General features: G+C 63.1%; 9 protein-coding genes and 10 pseudogenes. 11 read left to right on the forward strand and 8 right to left on the reverse strand.

Translation table 11 applies throughout. The annotated features are described in order from the left end of the window. Positions 1-126: 126 nt before the first annotated feature. Positions 127-222, forward strand: a pseudogene (locus H9K75_RS14035) (transposase); the annotation flags it as partial. Continuing rightward, positions 212-343: pseudogene (locus H9K75_RS25560) on the forward strand (IS5/IS1182 family transposase); the annotation flags it as partial. The pseudogenes H9K75_RS14035 and H9K75_RS25560, both read left to right, overlap by 11 nt. A 205-nt stretch (positions 344-548) precedes the next feature. Here the strand turns inward: H9K75_RS25560 and H9K75_RS14040 are convergent. From H9K75_RS14040 to H9K75_RS14070, 7 genes and pseudogenes are all read right to left on the reverse strand, one after another. Further along, a complete protein-coding gene (locus H9K75_RS14040) occupies positions 549-1106 on the reverse strand; it encodes a PAS and helix-turn-helix domain-containing protein (RefSeq protein ID WP_187723133.1) in 558 nt (185 codons plus the stop codon). A gap of 69 nt (positions 1107-1175) precedes the next feature. Further along, a pseudogene (locus H9K75_RS14045) lies at positions 1176-1825 on the reverse strand (3-oxoacid CoA-transferase subunit B). Continuing rightward, positions 1822-2510: pseudogene (locus H9K75_RS14050) on the reverse strand (3-oxoacid CoA-transferase subunit A). Before H9K75_RS14050 ends, H9K75_RS14045 begins: the two co-directional pseudogenes overlap by 4 nt. Positions 2511-2586: 76 nt before the next feature. Then, positions 2587-4715, reverse strand: a pseudogene (locus tag H9K75_RS14055) (3-hydroxyacyl-CoA dehydrogenase NAD-binding domain-containing protein). Next, complete coding sequence (locus H9K75_RS14060) at positions 4712-4927, reverse strand: acetyl-CoA carboxylase biotin carboxyl carrier protein subunit (protein WP_187723134.1); 216 nt, start codon at positions 4925-4927, stop codon at positions 4712-4714. Before H9K75_RS14060 ends, H9K75_RS14055 begins: the two are co-directional and overlap by 4 nt. A 42-nt stretch (positions 4928-4969) precedes the next feature. Continuing rightward, positions 4970-6515: pseudogene (locus tag H9K75_RS14065) on the reverse strand (acyl-CoA carboxylase subunit beta). A 100-nt stretch (positions 6516-6615) separates the two neighbouring features. Further along, positions 6616-7617: a Bug family tripartite tricarboxylate transporter substrate binding protein gene (locus tag H9K75_RS14070; RefSeq protein ID WP_226858206.1), complete on the reverse strand. Its 1002-nt coding sequence runs from the start codon at positions 7615-7617 to the stop codon at positions 6616-6618. Positions 7618-7984: 367 nt separating this feature from the next. On the opposite strand from H9K75_RS14070, the gene H9K75_RS14075 reads away from it, so the two are divergent. The 9 genes and pseudogenes from H9K75_RS14075 to H9K75_RS14115 all read left to right on the forward strand — a co-directional run bounded on the left by H9K75_RS14075 (position 7985) and on the right by H9K75_RS14115 (position 18313). Beyond that, positions 7985-8575 (forward strand): helix-turn-helix domain-containing protein, encoded by a 591-nt coding sequence (locus H9K75_RS14075; RefSeq protein ID WP_226858207.1) that lies wholly within the window; start codon positions 7985-7987, stop codon positions 8573-8575. A gap of 253 nt (positions 8576-8828) precedes the next feature. Beyond that, a complete protein-coding gene (locus H9K75_RS14080; RefSeq protein WP_187723135.1) occupies positions 8829-9902 on the forward strand; it encodes an SPFH domain-containing protein in 1074 nt (357 codons plus the stop codon). Positions 9903-10026: 124 nt separating this feature from the next. Beyond that, positions 10027-11527, forward strand: a pseudogene (locus H9K75_RS14085) (DUF4178 domain-containing protein). Between the two features lie 31 nt (positions 11528-11558). Beyond that, complete coding sequence (locus H9K75_RS14090; protein WP_187723136.1) at positions 11559-11780, forward strand: DUF350 domain-containing protein; 222 nt, start codon at positions 11559-11561, stop codon at positions 11778-11780. 236 nt (positions 11781-12016) lie between these two features. Next, positions 12017-13581 (forward strand): annotated as a pseudogene (locus H9K75_RS14095) (polyamine aminopropyltransferase). Next, complete coding sequence (locus H9K75_RS14100; protein ID WP_187723137.1) at positions 13581-15320, forward strand: FAD-dependent oxidoreductase; 1740 nt, start codon at positions 13581-13583, stop codon at positions 15318-15320. The pseudogene H9K75_RS14095 and the gene H9K75_RS14100 overlap by 1 nt, the downstream one beginning before the upstream one ends. Positions 15321-15443: 123 nt before the next feature. Further along, positions 15444-16813, forward strand: a pseudogene (locus tag H9K75_RS14105) (esterase-like activity of phytase family protein). Positions 16814-17037: 224 nt separating this feature from the next. After that, positions 17038-17748: a riboflavin synthase subunit alpha gene (locus tag H9K75_RS14110; protein ID WP_187726050.1), complete on the forward strand. Its 711-nt coding sequence runs from the start codon at positions 17038-17040 to the stop codon at positions 17746-17748. Positions 17749-17752: 4 nt separating this feature from the next. Beyond that, complete coding sequence (locus H9K75_RS14115; RefSeq protein WP_226858210.1) at positions 17753-18313, forward strand: GNAT family N-acetyltransferase; 561 nt, start codon at positions 17753-17755, stop codon at positions 18311-18313. Positions 18314-18401: 88 nt separating this feature from the next. On the opposite strand, the pseudogene H9K75_RS14120 reads toward H9K75_RS14115, so the two are convergent. After that, a pseudogene (locus H9K75_RS14120) lies at positions 18402-20873 on the reverse strand (penicillin acylase family protein). Positions 20874-20921: the final 48 nt, after the last annotated feature.

The following is a 20921-nucleotide window of genomic DNA, read 5'->3' on the forward strand; positions in this document are numbered from 1 at the left end:
GCGCTACGTGCAGCATCCTGTAATTTTTGAAGATAATAAAATATTTATTAAATCTCGTAAGCTTTCCCTAAAATTAGACAACTCATAACTGGAGAATACGGCCTCAAAGAGAAAGCAGAGGCAGCAATGAGAAAGAGCAAGTTCAGCGAGAGCCAAATCGTGGCCATCTTGAAGGAAGGCGAAGCCGGCGCGCCGGTGGCTGAGGTCTGTCGCAAGCACGGTCATGACGCTGATGGCGGCCTGCTACAACCTCAAGCGTCTGGCTTCATTCCTTGAAAACGGGATTGATCCCTTCTTCAAATCGAAGCCCTCAAAGATACAGGCGCATCTGCAGGCTGCATAAGCGCGGGATTTAAGGACTAAAAGGCCTCAAATCGTCCGAAACTGCACTTTTGTCGTCAATTTACGCCTCTGAATCACGCTTTGCGCTACCAACCTCGCGAAATTCGGTGGCTATGAGAGGCACCCATATTGGACAGGGCAAGCAGCGTGATGATCTGAGCCGTGTTTTTAGCCCAAACCCTTGCATCACATCTTGAGGACGTTTTTCAGACTCTCCCCACGAGCCTTGCAATCAACTCATTCGTGCCCGACACATCGAACTTGCGAATCAAGCGCCCGCGATGGGCTTCGACGGTCCGCAAGCTGATGCCCAGATCGGCCGCAATCTGCTTGCTCGATTTGCCCGAGACCAGAAACTGTGCAATCTGCCGCTCGCGTGCCGTCAGGGCCGTGGTCACCGGGCGCTCGGCCGAGATGTCCTCGAACACCCAGACCGAAAGCGCGAAAGGATCCACGCGGTCCGCCGTCCTGCCCGCGACATGGCACCAGAACAGCGAGCCATCGTGCTTGCGCATGATGCGCGAGTCCGCATAGTTGCCTGTCTCGCGCATCAGCGCCAGCGCACGCGAGCCCGTGTCGGTAAATTCGGACGCAGACGGGTAGAGCACCTCCAGCGACCGGCCGAGCAGCGCCTCGGGCGGGTAGCCAAAGATGTCACAAAAGCTCTGGTTGTAGGAACTGATCTGCCGATGCTTTGCGACGAGGAGACCGACCGGAGCGAGGTCGAAGACCAGCAGATGATGATCGATATCGCTATAGGCCATGGCCGGGTTTGGGGCGAGTGCCGGAGTGGAACGTGCGCCCGCATGGTAATGCACGGATGGGAAACGCCCTCAAGCGCGCAGCAATGGGGCGCCGGTCATCGCCTGCAGTTGCTCGAACGTCAGGCCGTCCACCATCGAGCGCAGAACCAGCCCCCGGGGCGTCACGTCGATCACCGCCACATCGGTGTAGATGCGGTCGACAACACCGGCGCCGGTCAGCGGATAGGTGCATTGCTCCACGATCTTGGGCTGGCCGTCCCTGGTGGTGTGCTCCATCACCACGATGACCTGCTTGGCGCCAGCGACCAGATCCATCGCGCCGCCCACGGCGGGGATCGCGTCGAGCGCGCCGGTGTCCCAGTTGGCCAGATCGCCGTTGTGCGCGACCTGGAAGGCACCGAGCACTGACACGTCGATGTGCCCGCCGCGCATCATCGCAAACGACATGCTGTGGTCGCAGATCGATGCTCCTGCAAGCAGCGACACCGGTTCCTTGCTCGCGTTCAGCAGGCTGGGATCGACCAGGCCGTCAGCGGGGCGGGGCCCATGCCAAGGATGCCGTTCTCGCTGTGCAGGATCACGTCACGATCCTTGGGCAGGCATTTGGAGATCAGCGTCGGAATGCCGATGCCAAGATTCACGTAGCTGCCGTCCGGAATGTCGCTGGCGACGCGCGCGGCCATTTCCTCGCGGGTGAGTCGTTTGAAGGCGGTGATCATGGCTGGGAGGCTTTTACTTGAACGACGCGTTGCACGAAGATGCCGGGCACCATCACGTTTTCCGGCACGAAGCCGCCGAGCGCAACGATCTCGTCCACCTGTGCGACGGCAATCCTTGCGGCCATGCACATCACCGGACCGAAGTTGCGCTCGGCGTTGCGGAACATGAGATTGCCCAAGGGTCTGCGCTGCGCGCCTTCACGAACGCGAAGTCGCCACGCAGTGGGTTCTCGAGCACATAGCCCACGCCGTCGATGACCCGCGTTTCCTTGCCCTGCGCCAACGCGGTGCCATAGGACGTCGGTGTGAAGAACGGACCGAGGCCCGAGCCCGCGGCGCGCATGCGCTCGGCCATGGTTCCTTGAGGGACGCATTCGAGTTCGATCCTGCCCGCGCGATACCATTCGGCGAAGGCGTCGGCATTCGGTATTTTGGGGTTGGAATTGCGTGCGAACGAGCACACCATGCGCCGCACGCGGCCTGCCTCGATGAGTTGGCTCAGGCCATATTTCCCATTGCCCGCGTTGTTGTTGACGATGGTGAGTTCGCGAGCACCCTGATCGAGCAGCGCGCACACGAGTTCGGTCGGCACACCCGAAATTCCGAAGCCGCCGATCATGATGACGGCGCCATCCCGCACGTCGCGCACGGCGTGCTGCACCGAATCGACGACTTTGTTCAGCATGCGGACAGCTCCTGGAAACCGGCAGCTCTCACGGCGTTTCCGCCAGGCCCTGGCGCGACAGCGTGCCTGCGTTCGGTCATGGCGTCGCCGCCGCTGGAACTTCGTAGGTGGAGATCGGCCTGCCTTGCGCGACGAGCCGCTCGAGCAACGGAGCGGGTGTCCAGAGCTCACCGTGAATGCGGTGAAATTCGCGGATGCGTTCCAGCACCTTGGGCAGGCCGACGGTGTCCGCATAGAAGAGAGGGCCGCCGCGTCCCGCCGGGAAGCTGTAGCCGTTCACGTAGATCACGTCGATGTCGCTGCCGCGCTGTGCGATGCCGTCCTCCAGAATGCGCGCGGCCTCGTTGACCAGCGCGTACATGGTGCGCTCGACGATTTCCTCGTCGGTGATGGTGCGGCGCTCGATGCCGGACTCGTGCGCGCAGGCCTTGATGATGTCCTCGACCCTGGAATCGGGGATCGGCGCGCGGCTGCCCGCTTCATAGCGGTAGAAGCCTTCGCCGGTCTTCTGACCCAGTCGCCCGGACTCGCACAGTCGATCGGCGATGTGGCAGTAGCGGATGTGCCTGGGGCGTGTCGGCGCGAGACGCTTGCGTGCCGCCCAACTGATGTCGAGTCCGGCCATGTCGCCCATGCGCAAGGGGCCCATCGCCAGACCGAATCGCTCCAGCGCCTGATCCACCTGCTGCGGTGTGGCGCCTTCTTCGAGCAGGAAATGCGCCTCGCGCGTGTACGGGCTGACCATGCGATTGCCGACAAAACCATCGCATACGCCGACCACGGCAGGCACCTTGCCGATCTTTTTGGCGACCTGAAGCACCGTCGCCAGGACATCGGCCGAAGTGGCCTGTCCGCGCACGATCTCCAGCAGTTTCATGACATTCGCGGGACTGAAGAAATGCAGTCCCACCACGTCGTGCGGACGGCGGGTGACGGCGGCGATGTCGTTGATGTCGAGACGCGACGTGTTGGTGGCCAGGATGGCTCCTGGCTTGGCGATGCGGTCGAGTTGCCTGAACAGGTCGTGCTTGACGGCGACGTCTTCGAACGCGGCCTCGATCACGAGATCCACGTCGGCGAGCTGCTGCATGTTGGTCGCGCCGCAAATGCGGTCGACGCGCAGTCTGGCCTCTCCGGCGTCGAGCTTGCCTTTGCTGACGGTGGCCTCGTAGTTGCGCTGAATGGTCGCGAGGCCCTTCTGCAAATTCGTTTCAGCCACCTCCACCAAAGTGACCGGATATCCGGCGTTGGCAAACGCCATGGCGATTCCCGTGCCCATCGTCCCTGCGCCGATCACACCCACCGTCTGCACGTCGCGCAGCGGCGCGTCCTTGGCGTCGCGCGGTGGCTTGGCGGCCTCGCGCTCGGCAAAGAACAGATGACGTATAGCCTTGGACTGCGTGCCGTTGACCAGTTCCAGAAAGCGCGCGCGCTCAAACGCCAAGCCCTCTTCGAGCGTGCTGCGAGTGGCCTCTTCGACGCAGGCGATGCACTGCAGGGGCGCATCCATGCCGCGCGCGGTCTTGCGTGCGTTCTCGCGTGCCTTCTCGAACAGTTCTGCCGCGTTGCCGGGTACCTTGACCGGGAGCTTGCCCGTGGCGCGCAACGCGTGCGCCTTGTCGAGCCGGGTTGCGAATTCGACGGCGTTGCGGATCAGGTCGTCGTCAAACAGCGCGTCGAGCACTCCCGCATCCAGAGCCGCCCGGGCCTTGATGGTCTTGCCCGTGACGATCCAGTCCAGTGCCTTCTCCACGCCGATGAGGCGCGGCAGGCGCTGCGTGCCGCCACCGCCCGGCAGCAGGCCCAGCTTCACCTCGGGCAGCGCGATGCTGGCGTCGGAGAGCGCCACGCGCCAGTGGCATCCGAGTGCGAGTTCGAGCCCGCCGCCAAGCGCCGATCCATGAATGGCCGCGACCACGGGTTTGTCGAGGTTTTCCAGGCGCGTGATGAGTTGCGGCGTCGTTGGCTCCGACGTGCTCCTGGGGTGTTGAATTCGCGGATGTCCGCTCCGCCCGAGAACATGCGACCGTCTCCGGTGACGACGATGGCGTCGATGTCGGGGTCCGCGAGCGCGGCGTCGAGCCCCGCCGTCAGATGCTGGCGCAGCGCAAACGAAATGCCGTTGACAGGCGGGTTCGACCAGCTGATGACCGCCACGCGGCCATGTCGCGCAAACGGGGTGTGCGTGTGATCGGCGGTGCTCATTGCAGCTCCACCAGCGGCTGGCCCTCGGTCACCTCGTCGCCTGCATCGACCAGAAACTTCGCGACCCTGGCCGAGCCCTCGGCCTCGACGGGAATTTCCATTTTCATCGATTCCACGATGAGCAGTGCGTCGCCCGACGCGACGGTGGCTTGCAGCTCGGCGCACAAGGTCACGACGCGACCGGAGAGTGGGGACTTGAGAATGGTTGCCATGGCGGTGTGTTCGGTGAAACGTGGAATGAAGGGATGTGGCCGTCAGGGTCGAAAGCCGAAGCGTGCCTGACCGGCCAAACGCAGAGGGGCCGCGATATGTGCGAATTCGATCAGGGCGGCGCGGGTTTCGGCGGGATCGATGATGTCCTCCACCACAAAGGCTTCCGCGCTGCGATAGGGCGACGTGAGGCCGCGCACGCGCGCTTCGATGCGCTGGCGCGTCGCCTCGGGATCGGCCGATGCTTCGATGTCTGCCTTGTAGGCGACCTCGAGGCCGCCCTCGATCGGCAGCGAGCCCCATTGCGCGGACGGCCATGCGTAGCGGAAGTTGAAACGGTCGGCACTCTGGTGTCCGCCTCCCGCCACGCCGAACGCCTTGCGGATGATGATGGTGCACCATGGCACCGTGCTTTGGGCGATGGCGGTCAGCGCACGCACTCCGGCGCGCATCACGCCTTCCTTTTCTGCTTCGAGGCCGATGCGAAAACCAGGCACATCCACCAGATTCACGACCGGCAGATGAAATTGTTCCGCAAGGTCCACCATGCGCATGTATTTTTCGGCGGTCTGGCGATCCCAGGCGCCGCCATAGTGGTACGGATCGCTCGCGACGACGACCACCGGCCAGCCATCGATGCGCGCCAGTCCGGCAGCGATGGCTTTGCCCAATGGCGGCCGATCTCCATGAATGAGCCGGTGTCCACCAGCGTTTCCACGATGCTGCGGATCTTGTAGACCGAACGTGTGTTCTCGGGAATCGCGTTGCGCAGCGCCTGTTGATTGTCCGACGCGCTGCGACCGGCTTCGGCGCGTGGCGGCAGTTCATGGATCGAGGAGGGCAGGTAGGAGAGAAACCGGCGCGCGCGCGCGAAGGCGTCGATTTCGGACTCGGCTTCGTCGTCCACCACGCCATTGCGTGTATGGATCTGGCTGCCGCCGAGGTCGTTCTTGTCAATGTGCTGGCCCGTGCGCGCGACCACTGGAGGTCCGGCGACGAAGAGTTGCGCGGTGTCGCGAACCATCACCGAATAGTGGCTTGCGGACACCCGCGCCGCGCCGAGTCCCGCGACCGAGCCCAGGCCCAGGCCCACCACCGGCACGGTGGCCAGGTTGCGCGCGATATAAGGCCAAGACTTCAGCTTGGGCAGCAACGTGTGGCCCTTGAGTTCGATGTTCTTGACCGACCCGCCACCACCCGTGCCGTCGACCAGGCGCACCAGCGGAATGCGCAGGTCGTGCGCCATCTGTTCTGCCACGATCATCTTGTCGCCGACCGCCCCGTCGTTGGCGCCCCGCGCACCGTGAAGTCATCGCCCATTACGACGGCGGGCCGCCCCTCGATGCGCGCACGACCCATGAGCAGGTTGGAGGGCGTGAAGTCGGTCAGCGCACCGTTCCCGTCGTAACTGCCGCTTCCGGCAAGCCCACCCACTTCGCGAAACGATCCTTCGTCGACCAGCGCCGCGATGCGTTCGCGTACTGGCAGCTTGCCAGCGTCGCGATGGCGTTTGAGCTTGTCCGGCCCTCCCATGCGCTGCGAGAGTTCGGTTCTGCGTTGGAGTTCGTCGAGTTCTTTTTCCCAGGCCACCTTGTTGCGCTCCATATCTGCCGCTCGCCTCGTCGGCGTGCCTTGTCCATGTCGGTCGGTCCTTGCGCTGCTTCCGGTGCCGCCGCGCCGCCGCTCTCTGTCACTCGCTCAGCGTGATGTTGGCCTTGCGGATGATGTCGGCGTACTGCTTGGTCTCGGCGTCGATCTGCGTCTCGAACTGCTGCGTTGCGAGCATGCGGATGTTGCCCTGCTGCGCGAGCTTTGCCTTGACCTCGGGATCCTGCACGGCCGTGGCAATCAGGTCGGAGAGCGTCTTCACGATGGCCGGGGGCGTCTGCGCCGGAGCGAGTGCGCCCACCCAGAACGAGATGTCGAAGCCGGGATAGCCAGCCTCGGCAATCGTCGGAACGTCGGGCAGCTCGTGCCAGCGCTGCGCCGAGGTGACCGCCATCGCGCGCAACTGGCCCGCCTTGATCTTGGGAACCGACGAGGGGTTGTCGAATGTGGAATCGACTTCCTTGGCAAGCACGGCCACCTGCGCGGGCGCCGTGCCGCGGTACGCGACATGGGTCATCTTCACGCCCGCCATTCCATTGAGCAGTTCATAGCTCAATTGCGTGAGATTGCCGACACCGGCCGAGCCATACGAATAAGCGCCGGGCTTGGCCTTGGCAAGATCCAGCATGGCCTTGAGATTGGGCGCCGTGCCCATGGGCTCGTTCTGCGGGTTCACCGTGAGAATGAACGGCACGGACACGATCAGCGACACCGGAGCGAAATCCTTTTTGACGTCGTATGTGATCTTCTTGTAGAGCGATGGATTGACGGTGATGGTGCTGGAATTGCTGATCAGGATGGTGTAGCCGTCCGGCTGCGCCCGCGCCACTTCGGCGGCGGCCAGCATGCCATTGGCGCCGGTCTTGTTGTCGACCACCACTGGCTGCCCGGTCTTGTTGGTGATGTGCTGCGCGATGATGCGTGCCACGGAATCAATGGAATTGCCCGCGCTGAACCCCACGACAAAACGGATCGACTTGTGGGGGTAGGCCCCTTGGCCCTGCGCCTGGACTGCTCCGGCCGTCATGCACAACGCCGTGGCACAGCCCACGGTCGCTAGAAGAAAGCGTTTGTTGCTGATCACGTGTCTGTCTCCGTGTTGCTGGGAATATTTTAGAGAGTTCTATCTGACGAAATAAAAATTCTCTTTTATAGTTTTCAGGAGTTCGAGGATCAAGTCAATTGGTTGAGATAGGTGTTATCCCTGAATGACACGCATGAAGGCATGCACCAGCAAAAGAAGTTTTATTCTGCTTGGTGGAACCTCGAAACAGGCGCTCCGGTATGGCTGCGATGGCGTCCGGGCGGCGCGAACCAGTCCTCCGTCACAATCGCGTCCTGTTTCCGGTTATCCGGTTTTTCTGCTCACCTTTTTTGCACATGCTCAAGGCCTCCTCTTCCAGTGACCCACGGACCGCAGCGATGGTGGCGTTGCCGCCGTCGACCGCGCATTGCTGATCGCCACCTCTCTTGCCAATGCGGGCGGCGCGCTCACGCTGACCGAGTTGTCGCAGCGCACCGGCATGTACAAGAGCACGCTGTTGCGCCTGTTGTCTTCGTTGCAGAAGGCCGGGTTGGTGGTGCATCGCAATGACAAGCGCTACGCACTGGGGCCACTTGCCTTTGTGTTCGGGCGTTCGTTCGAGCAGACCAATGGTTTGCAGGAGGCCATCTATCCGCAGCTGGCGTGGCTGGTGAATCAGGGCACGGAGAGCGGATCGTTCCATGTGCGGCACGATGACGAGAGTCGGCTGTGCCTGATGCGCATCGACTCCAATCACTCGACGCTGGACCGGATTCGGCCCGGCGATCTGCTGCCGATCCGGCGCGGGGCGGCGGGCAAGGTGCTGACGACGTTTGGCGAGGGGCCCCGGCCGTCGAGCTCGATCCCTCGGGACTGTTGTTCACCTCGTTTGGCGAACGCGATCCGCTGTGCGGCGCGATTGCGGCGCCGGTGTTCGGTCCCTCGGCTTCGCTCGTGGGCGCGATGTCGGTATCCGGGCCGCTGGAGCGTTTTTCCGAATTGGCGGTGTCGCGCATGAAATCGCTGATGCTCAAGGCCGCGCGCGAGGCGACGGAAAACCTCGGCGGCAAGTGGCCGCAGGTTACGGCGGCGTGATCAGGCAACCGCGTGATGATTGATTTCCTTGGAAAGTCTTGAATGCTGCGATAGGCGGGGTCCGCAATCGTTGGTGCCGAAGAGTTTTGTGTTGTCGCTATGATGCGCATGTTCGGCATTGATTCGGACGAATTTCTTGGTCACCACTTCCTTTTCTCTAGAGCGGGAGCGTTTTCATGGCACTGATGGACTTCATCAAAAAACAGTTTATTGACATCATTCAATGGACTGAGGAAGGCGATGGGACTCTGGCCTGGCGCTATCCGATGCGCGACATGGAAATCCAGAACGGCGCGACGCTGGTGGTGCGCGAATCGCAACTGGCGATGTTCGTGAACGAGGGCAAGGTGGCCGACGTATTCATGCCCGGCACCTACAAGCTGACGACGCAGACGCTGCCGGTGCTCACCTATCTGAAGAACTGGGACAAGCTCTTCGAGTCGCCGTTCAAGAGCGATGTGTACTTCTTCTCGACGCGCCAGCAGATCGACCAGAAGTGGGGCACGCCGCAGCCCATCACGATTCGCGACACGGATTTCGGCATGGTGCGCCTGCGCGCCTTCGGCAACTACGCCTACCGCGTGGCCGATCCGAAGCTGTTTCACACCGAGATTTCCGGCACGCGTGAAAACTACACCGTGGATGATCTCGACGGTCAGTTGCGTGGCCTGATCCTGCAGCACATCAGCACCGCGATTGCGGCGAGTGGCGTGCCGTTCCTCGATCTCGCGGCCAACCAGATGATGTTTGCCGATGCGCTGGCGAAGGACCTCACGCCCGCGTTCGAGAAGGTCGGCCTCAAGCTCGAAGGCATGACCGTGCAGAACGTGTCGCTGCCCGAAGAGTTGCAGAAGATTCTCGATCAGAAAATCGGCATGGGCATGGTCGGCAATGACATGGGCAAGTTCATGCAGTACCAGACCGCGCAGTCGATCCCGAAGTTTGCCGAGGGCGCGGGCCAGGGCGGCGGCATTGCCGGTGACGCCATGGGGCTTGGCGCGGGCGTGGCGCTCGGCCAGGTGCTTGCGCAAAACCTTCAGCAGGGCTTGCAGGGAGGCAGCAGCAGCAACAACAACGGCAATCCCGCGTCGCAGCAGCCCGCAGCCGCCGCGACCGCGCCGGCTGCCGCGATGAAACCCGAGGACGTGATGGCCACGCTCGAGAAGCTCGGCGAACTCAAGTCCAAGGGCATTCTCACGCAGGAAGAGTTCGACGCGAAGAAGGTCGAGCTGCTCAAGAAGCTGGTCTGAGTGCATCGACGACGTCGCGTTGTCTTCGTCTATTTCTTCGTCCTGCATCGTCCGCCGCGGTCTCTGGTGAGGAGGGCCGCAGCAGATGCGTATCCACCCACATCAGCAGCAGATGAACTGATTTATGGCCGATAGCGCCACCCAGCGTTCGTACACCGCGCCCTGTCCGGGCTGCGGCGCGCCTGTGGAATTCAAGAGCGCGCAGTCGATCTACGCGGTCTGCCCGTATTGCCAGAGCACCGTGGTGCGTGATGGCGAGGTGCTGAAACGCATCGGCAAGATGGCCGAGGTGTTCGACGACTATTCGCCGCTGCAGCTCGGCGCTTCCGGCGCGATGCCCATTGATGGCAAGGACGTTCCGTTCATGCTCGTTGGGCGCGCCCAATACAGGAGCGAGCAGGGAAGCTGGAACGAATGGAATGCGTTCCTGCCCGACGGCACTCTCGCCACGCTGAGCGAGGACAACGGCAATTTCGTCTTCACGCGCGCCGCCCCATTGGGTCGCGAGGTGCCACCCGCAGACCGCTTTCGCGTGGGCATGACGACGGCGGTCGGCGGCAAGCAGTTCAGTGTCGGCACCAACCTCACCGTATCGCTCGCGGCAGCGCAGGGCGAGTTGCCCAAGCTGCCGAAGCTCGGCGAGCCGTTCACCATCGTCGAACTGCGCAGTGACGACGGCGAGGTGCTGTCGATCGACTACGGCACGACACCGCCGCAGATCCAGCGCGGTTTCGCGGTGCGCCTCGAGGCGCTGAACATGAAGGGCCTGAAGGACGGCGCTGCGGCCAAGGATGAGAAGGCGCGCCAGTTCAACTGCCCCATTGCGGTGCAACGGTGACGGTGGCGCTCGATTCGACCAAGTCCTGCACCTGCCCATCGTGCAAAAGCATCATCGATCTGAGCAACGGCATCGGCGGCGAGATGCGCGCCGCGGCGCAGGATGAACCGGTCGAGCCGATGATTCCGCTTGGCCGCATCGGCGAGTTCGAGGGTGCGAAGTGGCAGGTGGTGGGCTTCCAGCATCGCATGGGCATGGAGCCCGGCGACGACGAGTGGTTCGGCTGGGACGAGTACCTGCTCTACCACCGCAAGCGCGGCTTCATCTTTCTGGTCGACTCCACCGATGGCTGGAGCCTGGTGCGGCCCGCGACGGGTGCCCCAAGTACAACAAGGGCGCTAGCAGCACCAGCTATCTGGGAACGAACTACGCGCTGCAATACAGCTACAACGCCGAGACCAATTACGTGCTCGGCGAGTTCTACTGGCCCGTCGTGCGTGGCCAGAAAACCTTCAACAGCGACTTTGAAAGTTCGAGCGGTAAGGGGATTCTCTCGCGCGAGGAATCCAAAGGCGAAGTCACCTGGTCGCACGGCGAACGCATCGATGCGAGCGTGGTCGCCAATGCGTTCAAGATGACGGACAAGCTGTCGAACTTCAAACGCGAAGACGCCGCGCCGGTGCTGTCCGCCAAGGGCATTGGCTGCGGCACGGTGATCCTGATTCTCGTGGTGATATTCGTGGTGCTGATCATCCTGAGCACCTGTTCGAGCTCATCCGGCGGCAGCGGCTACCGGAGTTCGGGCGGCTCGTATGGCGGCTACTCATCGGGCGGTGGTCACAAGTGACCTGGTTGGATTGAATTCTGGGAGATTTGAAATGAACGCAATGGAATGGTTGAAGCCGGCAGCGCTGATCGGGTCCCTGGTCTACGCGCTGATGGGCGTGGTGATTTTCTGGGTGTGTTTCATCATCGTGGACAAGTTCACGCCGTATGACCTGTGGGCGGAGATTGTCGAGAAGCACAACAAGGCGCTGGCCATGGTGGTAGCCGCCATGTGCCTGGGCATCAGCATCATCGTTGCTGCGGCGATTCATTGATTTTTGTGGCTTGGCATTCGTGGCGGTGATTCTTTCCCGCTCTCCCGCTTGCGGGAGAGGGCCGGGGTGAGGGTAGGCAGCGGCACGGAATCGACACGGCGCCAAAGCCGGTGCTGCGCCCCTTCGCGTACTCTCCCCAAGGGTGATGGAACAAGATAAACGAACTCCGCAAAGAACCCGTTCACGTCCCCGCGCTCGCTTCCTCTCCACCTTGGGGGCGAAGGCGCTAGAGATATATGAATTCCCACAGCGAACCCATTCACCTCTCCGAGCCTGAGGCGCCGGTCGGCAGTGCGCGCCCGATCGACGTGGCGCTGCTCGCGAGCGTGTTCGTCATTGCGGCCTGCGGGCTGTTGTACGAACTGGCGGCGGGTGCGCTCGCGTCGTATGTGCTGGGTGATTCGGTGTTGCAGTTCTCCACGATCATCGGTACCTACCTGTTTGCGATGGGCGTGGGTTCGTGGCTGTCGCGTTATTTCGAGCGGCAGCTGCCCGCGCATTTTCTACGCATCGAGCTGATGGTGGCGCTGGTCGGCGGTTCGCTGCCCGCGATCCTGTTTCTGGCCAATGCCTATGCGCCGGGCGCGTTCAGGGTGTTGCTGTATGGCATGGTGCTGCTGGTGGGCACGCTCGTGGGCCTGGAGATCCCGCTCGTGATGCGGATTCTCAAGCGCAATGTGCAGCTCAAGGATCTGGTCTCGCAGGTGCTGACGTTCGACTATCTGGGCGCGCTTGCGGTGTCTCTGGCGTTTCCGCTGCTGCTCGTGCCGCAGCTCGGACTGGTGCGCACGGGCTGTTGTTCGGGTTCATGAACGCCGTCATCGCGGTGTGGGCGCTGTGGTTGTTTCGCAAGGAATTGCGGCGCTTCAAGTCGCACGCGCTGGCCTGCGCGCTGGTGCTGCTGGCCCTGCTTGCGGGGCTGTTCGGGGCAGAACACATCACACGTTTTGCCGAGGACAAGTTCTATCAGGATCGCATCGTGCTTTCCAGCGCCACGCCTTACCAGCGCATCGTCGTCACGCATGGCAAACCGGGCTATCGTCTGTATCTGAACGGCAACCTGCAGTTTGCCGAGCGCGATGAATACCGTTATCACGAAGCGCTCGTGCATCCCGTGATGGCAGCGCACGGCGCACCAAAACGCGTCGCCGTGCTGGGCGGGGGTGACGGCATGGCGGTGCGCGAGGTGCTGAAATATCCCTCGGTCGAATCGGTCACGCTGGTGGAGCTGGACCCTGCGATGACGGATCTGTTCAGCCAGCATCCGATGCTCACGCAGCTCAATCGCCACGCACTCGAAGACCCACGTGTGAAGGTCATCAACACCGATGCGTTCCAGTGGCTGCAACAGGGCACGGACACCTTCGACGTGATCATCGTGGACTTTCCCGATCCGACCAACTTCGCCATCGGCAAGCTGTTCACCAACAGCTTCTATGCGCTGCTCGATCAGCGGCTTTCGGCGAGTGGCTACGCGGTTATCCAGACCACGTCGCCGCTGATTGCGCGCAAGAGTTTCTGGACCGTGGTGACGACCATCGAATCGGTGGGCCTTGCCGCGAAGCCCTACCACGCCCACGTGCCGAGCTTTGGCGAATGGGGCTTCGTGATCGCAAGCCGCAGGCCGTGGCGCATGCCGGAGCAACTGCCGCAGGGCCTGCGGTTTCTGTCGCGCGATGCCATGAAGCTGATGTTCGACTTTCCGCTCGACATGGCGCGCGTGCCTGCCGAGGTCAACCGATTGTCCAATCAGGTGCTGGTGCACACCTACGAACAGGAGTGGGGCGAGGTGAGTCATTGATGCGTGCCGCAGCGACCACGCATCTCTCCCGCCGCCAGATGCTCAAGGCCGGGGCCGCCATGGCGGGCGCTGCCTGGCTTACGGGGTGCGAGCCCGGCGTGCATGAGCTTCAGGGAGGCTTTGCCGGCATCGACATGGAGAGGGGGCATGCGCTGCGCGAGCGCCTCAAGCGTGGCGATGCTGCGGCGCTGCAACCCACGGTGGAGCATCGCGCGAGAGTGGTGATCGCCGGTGGCGGCATTGCCGGGCTTTCCGCCGCGCGGGCCCTGCGGCTTGCGGGCGTGCACGATTTCGCGCTGTTCGAGATGGAGGACCAGGCGGGCGGCAACAGCCGGGGCACGTCGGTCGCGGGTATCGCCTGCCCGATGGGCGCGCACTACCTTCCGGTTCCCGGTGACGATACGCGCGAGGTGCAGGACTTTCTCGAAGAACTGGGCCTGCGCCAGCGCATCGCCGGGCGCTGGAAGTACGACGAAATGGCGCTGTGCCACAGCCCGCAGGAACGCCTGTTCTTCCACGGCCATTGGCAGGAAGGCCTGTTGCCGATGCAGGGCGTTTCGCAGTCAACGCTGTTGCAATATCGGCGGTTTTCCGCGCTGGTTGCGCAGGCCTCGCGCGAAGCGCCCTTCACCATGCCGGCAATGAAGACGTGGGTACATGGTCGCGCGCTGCCCGCATCGCATCTGGCGCTCGACGCGGTGACGATGCACACGTGGCTTGCGGCGAACGGTCTCGACGATCCGCAACTGCGCTGGTACCTCGACTACTGCTGCCGTGACGACTACGGCGCGGGCCTTTCGCGCGTTTCGGCATGGGCCGCGATTGCCTACTTCGCGAGTCGCCACGGTTTTCACGCGCCCGGCGAAGACGCTGGCGGTGGTGGCGCAGGCGAGAGCGAAGATGCCGACCGTGATGCGGTGCTCACCTGGCGAGAGGGCAATGGCTGGCTCAGCAAGCAACTGGCCGCGCCACTGCTTTCTGCCAACCAGTTGCACGTCGGAGCCAGCGTTCTGCGCATCGAGCAGATGCGTCACGGCGTGCAGGTGGACGTGCACAACGCGGCAGCGGATCGCATCGAACGCTGGACCGCGGAGCGCTGTGTGGTGGCCTTGCCGGTGTTTGTCGCGGCGCGCGTGGTGCAGACGCCGCCCGACTTTCTGACCGAGGCCGCCAAGCGCCTGCAATGGGCTCCATGGCTGGTCGCGAACATCCACATCGACGCACCGCTCGTCGACCGCGAAGGCGCGGCGCCCGCATGGGACAACGTGCTGTTCGGCGATTCCGTCGCCGGTGGGCTCGGCTATGTCGATGCCGGCCATCAGCGGCTCGACCCGCGCCCGGCGCCCACGGTGCTGAGTTACTACCAGGCGCTGGGCGACCTGCCCGATGGGCGCAAGCTGCTGGCCGAGCAACCGTGGCGTTATTGGGCGGACCCGATCCTCGCGTCGCTCTCGGGCGCGCATCCCGACCTGGCGCAGCGCGCGAGGCGCATGCAGATCACGCGCTATGGCCACGCCATGTCGATCCCGGCACCCGGCGATCAGGCGTTCCTCAGCCGCATCGGAACGCAGACGCTGGCGCGCGCGCATCCCATCCTGTCGAACGGCGAACGGGTTCGACCCGCGCCCACGCCCACCGACGGGCGATTGTCGTTTGCGCATGCTGATTGGTCGGGCTACTCGGTGTTCGAGGAAGCGTTCACGCGGGGCTTCTTCGCCGGTGCGTTGGCCGCTGGCTGACGCCAGACGCAATCCAACGCTGAATCATCTGTGGGGCCAAACGCACAAGCCCGGCCGATTCACGGCTCTGTCACACCGCATAGGCATGGTCGTGGGCTTCTGAACCGAGAGGAGCTTTCGTCCATGCCCGTCGTGAAAAACATCGTCGCAGCCTGCATCCTGCTGGCCAGCGCGAGCGTCGCCTTGCAGTCCCAGGCCCAGACATCGCAGCAAGCGTTTCCTGCCACGCTGGCCGGACACGCGGTGCTGCCCGCGCAGTCGTATGTCGCCGCGCCCAAGGATGCGCCTGCCGATCTGCAGACGAGTGGCAAGTTCACGACCCCAAGCGCATGGAACAGATCGGTAGCGTGGAAGGAATGTCCAACGGCCGCCCGACCGGCGTGTCGCTGCCGTTCAAGGGCCAGCCGCTGCAAGGCCATTCGGGTATCAAGCGCATGGCCGATGGCTCGTTCTGGATACTCACCGACAACGGTGCGGGCGCCAAGGCCAACTCGCCCGATTTCATGCTCTATCTGAACCATTACAAGGTGGATTTCAAGAGCGGCAAGTTTGATCGTCTGAAGACCGTGTTCCTGCATGACCCGGATAAGAAGGTGCCGTTTCGCATCGTCCAGGAAGGGACGAAGCAGCGCTATCTGACCGGCGCGGATTTTGATCCCGAGAGCTTTCAGTTCGCCGGTGGCGCGCTGTGGATTGGCGAGGAATTCGGTCCTTATCTGATCAAGGCCGATTTGAACGGCAAGGTGCTCGGTGTGTTCGAGACCAAGGTCGATGACAAGGTCGTGCGCTCGCCCGACGCTCCCGGCGTGGTCGCTCCGGGCGCACCGGACGCGAAGATGGCGGCCTTCCAGGTCAAGCGCTCCAAGGGCTTTGAAGGCATGGCATCGTCGCCCGACGGCAGCAGGCTCTATGCCCTGCTTGAGGGCCCGCTGTGGAGCGACGACGCCAAGGCGTATGAGAATGTGGACGGCAAGCAGTATCTGCGCGTGCTCGAGTTCGATGTGACATCCGGTCAATGGACCGGACGCCACTGGAAATACGTGCTCGAAGCCAACCACCACGCGATTGGTGACTTCAACATGATCGATGAGACCACCGGCCTGATCATCGAACGCGACAACGGCGAGGGAGTGCCCGACAAGGCCTGCCCGCAAGGCGAAAAGCGCAAGGACTGCTTTGACGATCTGCCCAGGTTCAAGCGTGTCTACAAGGTCGAGCTGACGCAGGCGAACGCGGGCGCGGAGCTGCGCAAGATCGGCTATATCGATCTGCTGAACATCCAGGACCCGAACCGGGTTGCGAGGAAGCCATTGAACGACGGCGTGCTCAAGTTCCCTTTCTTCACGATCGAAAATGTGGATGTGGTGGACGCCAATCACATCGTGGTGGGCAACGACAACAACCTGCCTTTCAGCTCCAGCCGCGAACCCAACCGGCAGGATGACAACGAGTTGGTGCTGCTGGAGGTGGGAGAGTTCCTGCGGGCCAGATAAGCGAGCGACGGGCAGGAGATAGAACTCGAAGCCTGCGCCGCAGACACGGCAATGCATCGTGAAACGCGGCGCGGGCAAAGGTAGAGCGCACGCTTGGCCACGCGGATGTTTTCAGCCGCGTGGCTTTTTTACGGGACCAGGCAATGTCCGGCAACGCCGTGTGCATTGCGCATGGGTGGCAAAATCGCGAGATCGGCCCCGCCATTTTCAGCGTTGAAGACATCATGTTCACCGGAATCGTTCAAGCCACGGCGGGTATCGCCGCCATCGAAGACCGCTCGGGTCTGCGCACCTTCACGCTCGAGTTTCCCGCAGGCTTCTGCAAGGATCTGGAGATCGGCGCGAGCGTTTCGACCGATGGCGTGTGCCTGACGGTGACCGAGATCGTTTCACCCACGCGCGCCAATTTCGACGTGATGCTGCAAAGCCTGAACATCACCACGCTCGGCAGCTACGGCGTGGGCGACCGCGTGAACGTCGAGCGCGCGGCCCGGGACGGCGCGGAGATCGGCGGCCATCCGCTATCGGGTCACGTCGATTTTTCCGCGACGCTCGCCGACGTGAAGCATCTGGACAACAACGTCGTGTGGCGCGTGGCGGTGCCGGAGGATTTCCGTCGCTATGTCTTCGCCAAGGGCTACATCGCAATCCATGGAGCCAGCCTGACGGTCGCCGAAGTCAACCGCCAGGAGGGCTGGTTCGAGGTCTGGCTGATTCCCGAGACCCTGCGCGCCACGGTGTTTGCCCACAAGAAGGCCGGTGACCGCCTCAATATCGAGATCGAGCGCAGCACGCAGGTCGTGGTTGATACCGTGCGCGAGACCGTGCAGGAGAGCCTTGGCAGGCTGCAGCCGGTGCTGGAGGCGATCCTCAGGGAAAAGGGGCTCTCGCTGGACGACTTTGTGCAATCGCCGAAGCTTCCCGGCCGAGGGTAGTTCTTTGAGCCTGTCGAGGTGGTCGGCGCGCGCCCTGCGCCTGGAGGATCTGGCAGGATTGGCCGCCGTGCAGCGCGCCTGCTATGGCAGCGAGTTGTTGGAGAGCGCGGACGTTTTTGCAAAACGAATCGCAAGCGACGCCAACTGCTCGTTGGTGCTGGAAGTCGAAGGCCGTGTGTGCGCTTATCTCGCCGCCTATCACAGTCGCGCAAAAAAGGTGACTCCGCTACACGGCGATTTTGACGCCATAAGCGAGCCGGATACGCTGTACCTGCACGACATGGCAGTGCTTTCCGAGTACGCCGGACAGGGCCTCGCACGTGCGTTGTTGAAGCTCATGCGGCAGCGGGCAAGTGAGTCGCGATTGCGATACTCCGGTCTGGTGTCGGTGCAGGGCTCCGAGGCCTATTGGAAGCGGCAAGGCTATGCGCCGTGCGAACTGAAGAATCCAGCGGAACAGCGAAACCTCGCGAGCTATGGTGAAGGCGCCGTGTACATGGTTTGTGAGCTAGGGCCTGTTCACCCATCCCAAGACTGCACAACGCGATCCCCGTGCGTTGGGTGAACAGGCCCTGGACTCTTGAATCCATCGCGGCATATCCCGAAAAAATGGCGATCATGGATCGCCATTTTTCATTTCAGCGACGCACCGCTCACGGCGTCAGCGTGATGCGTTCCCGCGTGACCTTCTCGACCGCATCGCGTGAATAGGTCAGCGGGAAATACTTGCCCGCAGCCCAGGTGCTTGCCAGATCGCGATAGTGCGGACTGGCCTGATTGCCCGATTGGCCGGGCGTGTTGACGGCGCGCGACGCATCCCAGTTTCCGACGTCGACCACCATGCGGAAAGAAGCCCCGACGTGAGCTGGTAGGTCTCGGCGTTGTAGCTCGTCGCCATGGGCGTGGCCCACGAACCGCCCACCGGGCCTGCGCCAACGTTCAGGCGTTGGCGCGTGGTTTCATCGACCGCGCCTGCGAGCGGATGCATGAAGTTGGCCTGATGCAGCGTGCCCCAGCTCCATTTCGACGCGTCCGCCCCTGCTTGCCCTGCAGCCACTGCATGGCCGGAGCAATCGAGGAGAGCAGCAGTTGGTCACGGTCGGTGGGCTCATCCAGCCTTGCGGAGTTTCGAGCACCGTGATCATGCGCGTGGCGCTGGTGTCCTTGGCAAATGCGCGTTCGTTCGCGGCGAGCAGCTTCTCGCTGACGGCACGCTTCAACGTGGCACTGCTCCACACCTCATACAGCGCCGCCGCCGGACTGTCGGGCGACATCGTGCCGTCCCATCGCTTGAGCAGCGCCAGCCCTTCGGCGGTGCGTGCATCGCTGCTCTCGAGTGGCGCGAGCAGCTTGAGCAGGCGCTGGGCGGGCACCGCGACGATGTCCGTCTGCCAGGCCTCGGAGTCGGCCACGCTGAGCTTCCTGCCTTCCTTGGCGGCGCGTTCAAACAGACCGTGCAGACGCTGCGCGCGTGCGGAGTCGCTCCATTCGTAGCCAATGCCCTTTTGATACAGCGGATGGTTGGGTGGAATGTTGTTCTCGTTCGCCGTGACCACGTAGCCGCGCGCGGGATTGAATTCCCATGGCAGTTCGTCGCCGTTGCGATAACCGCTCCACTCGTAGCGACCGTCGCCGGGCACGGGCATCAGGCCATCCCAGTTGGGGCGGATGGGCGTGAGGCCGCCGGGAATCCAGCCGATGTTGCCGCTGTTGTCGGCATAGACCTGATTCTCGCCGGGTGCGCCCCAGCGGTTCATCGCGGCGCGGAACTGATCGAAGTTCTGCGCGCGCATGTAGTCCATCGAACCGAAATACGGTGCCATGCCGTAGTCGAGCCATGCGGCGCGCAGCGCATAGGCGCGGCCCTTGGCGCTCACCAGCACCGGGCCATGGCGGGTGTACCAGTTGTCCACCTTGCGCGGTGCGGTTTCGCCCTTCACGACGATCAGCTCGCTCACACGTGTCATCGGCTCCCAGCGGCCCTGGTATCTGTATTCGCGCTCGTTGCTGCGCATGGTTTCGTACACGTACAGATCTTCCTGATCCATGTAGAAGCGCGTCAGGCCGAACGCAATGCGCCCGTTGTGGCCGATGGAAATGCCCGGCAGGAACGGCTCACCCGCGCCGATCACGTCCATGCCCGGTGCCGAGATGTGGGAGATGTAGCGCAGGCTTGGCGCGCCGTGGGCACGGTGGGGATCGTTGGCGAGGATCGGTCGCCCCGTGGTGGTCATCGATGGTGCGATGGTCCAGTTGTTGCTGCCGTAGGCCGCCATGGTGTCGGCATCGACCGCGTTGAGCGTCGAGCCGGACAGATCGAGCAACTCCTGCGGCGTGGTGTTTGCGGCCAGCACCTTGACGTTGTCCTTGGTGAACTTGGGGCTGGCCGTGGCGAGTGCATAGGCCTGCTTGAGTTCCTTGCCCGGAAGGCCACACACGTTGAGTCCATCGGGTACTTGCGGCTTCACGTCGGGCACGAGTTCGCGGCGCAGCCAGTCCACGCGCGCTCCGTTGCTCTTGCCGTCGCAGAACGCCTGAGCGCGATCAACCTCGCTGGTGAAGTTCAGCGTCAGTCCATGATGGCGAATGCGCACGATGTCTTCGGCCGCCCATTGCGCGGGCTGATAACCGAGCAGCTTGAATTCCTCGGGCAACAGGCTGGCGTCGGCACGCGTCTCGGCAACGAAGGCATTCACCCCGGCGACGAAAGCCTCCGCCACGCGTTTGGAATCCGAGCCGTAGGCCAGCCATTCGCGGTACATGTCGCCGCGAAACAGCACGGCACGCGCCGCCTTGTCGCTGTCCACCCAGGCAGCACCGAAATCGGCCGCCATCTCACCGAGCCCGCGCTTGCGCCACAGATCCATCTGCCACAGACGGTCACGCGCGGCCATGTAGCCCTGTGCGACGAATGCGTCATAGGTGGTGGCCGCATAGATGTGCGGCACGCCCCATTGGTCGATCAGCACTTCGGCGGGCTTTTCCAGCGCGCCGAGCTTGGCCTGCCGGTCGGGCTGCCTGTTGGAAACCGTGCTGCAACCGGCGGCTGTGACCACCGCCGCAAGCAGCAGAACCAGACGCGTTCGGGGAAAGGCGCGGGAGCAGGGTGCGCGGTGGGTTGGCATGTGAAGTCTCCTTGCATGTTGTTGTGAGGCGCATGAAGGAAAGCAGCC

The sequence above is a fragment of the Diaphorobacter aerolatus genome (genome assembly GCF_014489535.1).
Lineage (GTDB): Bacteria > Pseudomonadota > Gammaproteobacteria > Burkholderiales > Burkholderiaceae_C > Diaphorobacter_A > Diaphorobacter_A aerolatus.